This is a genomic window from Coleofasciculus sp. H7-2 (genome assembly GCF_042747725.1).
GTDB lineage: Bacteria > Cyanobacteriota > Cyanobacteriia > Cyanobacteriales > FACHB-T130 > FACHB-T130.
The window spans coordinates 1-1,673 of record NZ_JBHZGO010000045.1 but is presented as its reverse complement, the minus strand read 5'-3'; the positions used below and the strand labels follow the sequence as shown (position 1 = coordinate 1,673).

At 37.2% G+C, this 1,673-nt stretch carries 1 protein-coding gene; it reads left to right on the top strand.

What is annotated here, in order from left to right:
- The first annotated feature begins 150 nt into the window (after window positions 1–150).
- The gene (locus ACFW2W_RS11120) at window positions 151–1,467 is read left to right on the top strand and encodes a hypothetical protein (protein ID WP_378177409.1); all 1,317 of its coding nucleotides are present in this window, start codon (window positions 151–153) and stop codon (window positions 1,465–1,467) included.
- Window positions 1,468–1,673: the final 206 nt, after the last annotated feature.

Below are 1,673 nucleotides of genomic sequence, written 5' to 3'. Positions count from 1 at the left end.
CAATAGAGGCGTTTCGTACAGCGATGTCTTTTCGTTTTATTGAGTGGTTGAACCACAATCAGAACGTATTCTTTGCTTATAAAGCTAGTTTGGGCTTTGTTTGGGGTTAAAATTTGTTTAAGTCCCATTAGGAATATTTCTGCAACTAGAATGGAAGAATTCTATCCTCTAATCAGAAATCAGATTAATGATGGCTTTACTGTATATCATTTAATATTTGCACATCAATGGGGAGAATTTTATAGAAAAGATGGAGTGCTTCCTAGATCAGCCTTGGAAAATTGCTTGAATTTGATTCTTACTAAGAGCATAAATTCAGCTTATGACTTCTGTCTGAAAGTTTGGTCACAATCTTTAAAGACACTCTACTTCTCATACAGAGCAGACTGGGTAGAAAATATTTTTAAAAACCATGTGTATCAAAATTTAGGCAGCAATGAAAAAGCGTCTTTCATTGTAGTATCTCTTTGCGCTTCAATTGATGAATTTAATTACTTGCAAGGTCAAAATCTAGATCAATCGCAGGCTTTCGCTCACAAAAGAAGCCAAGTTCATAGATTGTATAACTACTTGATCACTGACTACGAAAACGTTCAAAGTCCTTTAGTTAAAATGTGGATTTTACAAACATTTATATTTTTGAGGGAGCAAGAAATTAGTCAGGCTTCGTATACCATAGGTCTTTCTATAGAAATGCATCTGAAGAGAATTTTCGAGGATATTTTTGATGTTTTTCAATCTTCCTCAAATCCCATAGAGCAGGCTTTAGCACTAGACTTTATCTTAAGCAGTCGAATTGAAGAACACATCAGACGAGCGTTGAGAATTACTTTTGAGTTGATAGGTCTACACACCACACACGACCGAAAATTATTGTCTGCTCTATTGATAGACGTATTTTGTCGGATAGATCTTGAGAACCTAATGAGTGGTGAAGCTCAGCAGCAAGATTCTCAGTTCGCTGAGTTTTGTCAAGATCCTTTTGCGTATATATGTCATCATTATCATTTTTCTGACTTTAATCTTGGAGGGAATAATGAGTTTAGCTTGGCTGAAGATAGTTGGGTTTGCAGTGCAATTTTGAGACGAGAGACAAGTGCCTCTGCTCACAAATACTTCCTTCCTACAGTTGATACAATTTCTGTTAAGTCCCTTTCTTATAACTATATGATCGGCGATTCTATTGGCGGTAACGGAGTTCGCTACAATCTGCCCAATCAGTATAAAAATAGTACTCAAGGTAACGATTGGTGGAGCTGGAGAATTAAGGATGACGATGGAGATGTTTATACGCTCTACTCCTGCCAAGTAGAAGAACTTACAATCTCACACTTCGTAAATGAATACTTCCCAATGGATTCTGGCTTCGTTTTATTCAAAAACAGTAATTTCTCAGATGGGCTTTATTTATACAATTCAACCGACAAGCCCTTTTGGGGAGGAGCTTGGGCTATCGAAGAGCACTAAAACATAGAGCTGCAAGCCTTGCTATTATTACGATTTGTAACACTTTCTTGACACGATTGTCTCCCTTTTTAATTTTCAATAACGGGACTTGAACTTTGTTCAAGCCCAAACAAGCCCTAAATGGGCTAGGTGTAAGGCAAATACGTCAGTATTCTCCTGAAGCCAACGGACAAACCGATAGGATATAGCTGTTCTAAAAGCTGACA

Bases quoted from the DNA above. Each gene is read 5' to 3' on its own strand.
- ACFW2W_RS11120 (WP_378177409.1), top strand. From the start codon at position 151: ATGGAAGAATTCTATCCTCTAATCAGAAATCAGATTAATGATGGCTTT.